The organism is Streptomyces fuscigenes, from assembly GCF_021556455.1.
Classification (GTDB): Bacteria; Actinomycetota; Actinomycetes; order Streptomycetales; family Streptomycetaceae; genus Streptomyces; species Streptomyces fuscigenes.
On sequence record NZ_JAKGCV010000784.1, the window covers coordinates 1 to 1,178 of the forward strand.

Annotated in this window: 1 protein-coding gene and 1 pseudogene; both read right to left on the reverse strand. The window is 77.2% G+C overall.

Annotated elements, in window-relative coordinates; translation table 11 throughout:
- Window positions 1–178 precede the first annotated feature (178 nt).
- Complete coding sequence (locus tag L1885_RS28525) at window positions 179–658, reverse strand: NUDIX hydrolase (RefSeq protein ID WP_235800030.1); 480 nt, start codon at window positions 656–658, stop codon at window positions 179–181.
- A 351-nt stretch (window positions 659–1,009) separates the two neighbouring features.
- Window positions 1,010–1,178: pseudogene (locus L1885_RS28530) on the reverse strand (CHAD domain-containing protein); the annotation flags it as partial.

A 1,178-nucleotide genomic window follows, 5' to 3' on the forward strand; every position in this document is an offset into this window, starting at 1 on the left:
CCCGCGTTGGACTCGCCGTCCGTCATCAGCACGATCGACGTGAACGTGTCGCCCCCGCCCCGGCCGAGGTGCGCGTACGCCTGTTCGAGGCTGTCGTACACCGCGGTGTTCCCGGATGGCGAGGACGAGGCCGCACAGCCCCATCGCACCCCCCTTGCGTCCGGCGGGTGCTCCCGCGTCAGCCGGCGTCGGGGCGCGCGCCGCGCACGGCGGCCACGAGGCCGTCGACGAGCAGCCGGTCGCGGGGCTCCGTGAGCCGCTCGCGGGCCGCGGCCGGCGACAGCCACAGGATCCGGTCGACCTCGCGGCTCGGGGTGAAGGCGCCGCCGCTCTCCTCGGCGGCCCAGTACTCGACGGTCTTGGGCCGGCCCTCCACCTCGTAGCCGACCGTGCCGAGCGCGGCGCCGGGCACGCAGTAGTGGCCGGTCTCCTCCAGCACCTCGCGCAGCGCCCCCGCCAGGGCGCTCTCGCCCGGCTTGAGCTTGCCCTTCGGGTGCGACCAGTCGTCGTAGGCGGGCCGGTGGACCAGGCACAGCTCGATCGCGTCGCCGCCGCCGGCGGGCGCGTCGCTGCCGGAGCCGGCCACGGCGCGCCGCCAGAGCAGGCAGCCGCCGGCGCGGATGGTGTCCGAGGGGGACCGGTCGTCCGGCACTGTCATGTCCGCCCCTGCCCGTGGTCGTCGTTCGGTGTCACCGTCACCGTCACCGTCACCCGCCTCCGTCCCGGCCGGTGCCGTTCCTGATCGCCCGTGCCGCCGGTGTACCTCTGCCCTGCCGCTTGCCGCTTGCCGCCTGCCGCCTGCCGCCTGCCGCCTGCCGTACGCGGTCGTCGCGGCGACGGACTCCGTGTGCCCCGAGGACCGGCGGCCACCCCTGGCCGGGGCGGGCGGTTGGAGGGGCGTCGCGGCCCCCGCGGCGTCCTTCGGGTGCTCCCTGCCGCTCGGCGGAAACCGCTCGGCCGGAGCAGCTCGAACGTTGCCGCTCGAACGTTGCCGCTCGGCCTGAGCCGTTCAGCGGGCGGCGGCCGCCGCGGCCCGCTGCCAGACCTGCTGGAACGCGAAGCGGGCCGCCTCCACCTCGAGGCGCTGGTCGGCGTGGAGCACGCCGAGCGCGTACGCGGTGGCCGGGGCGATGCGGGGGGTGCGGGCGGCGTTGGCGGCGGCCGCCGCGGCCTCGGCG